General features: G+C 51.8%; 1 tRNA gene and 1 rRNA gene. Both read left to right on the top strand.

What is annotated here, in order from left to right:
- Positions 1-4 precede the first annotated feature (4 nt).
- Positions 5-119: ribosomal RNA gene (rrf, locus tag ACJQQZ_RS12620) — 5S ribosomal RNA — on the top strand.
- A gap of 14 nt (positions 120-133) precedes the next feature.
- Positions 134-208 (top strand) — tRNA-Asn (locus tag ACJQQZ_RS12615).
- Positions 209-255: the final 47 nt, after the last annotated feature.

Genomic DNA, 255 nt, shown 5'->3' with positions numbered 1-255 from the left:
TTTGTCTGGTGACAATGGCAAGGAGGTCACACCTGTTCCCATGCCGAACACAGAAGTTAAGCTCCTTAGCGCCGATGGTAGTCGGACTAACGTTCCGCTAGAGTAGGACGTTGCCAGGCAAATATATAATTATTCCACAGTAGCTCAGTGGTAGAGCTATCGGCTGTTAACCGATCGGTCGTAGGTTCGAGTCCTACCTGTGGAGCCATGGCTCCTTGGTCAAGCGGTTAAGACACCGCCCTTTCACGGCGGTAA

Source organism: Staphylococcus sp. KUGN1 (assembly GCF_045984185.1).
Lineage (GTDB): Bacteria > Bacillota > Bacilli > Staphylococcales > Staphylococcaceae > Staphylococcus > Staphylococcus warneri_A.
This window is presented reverse-complemented; position numbering and strand designations above follow the sequence as displayed.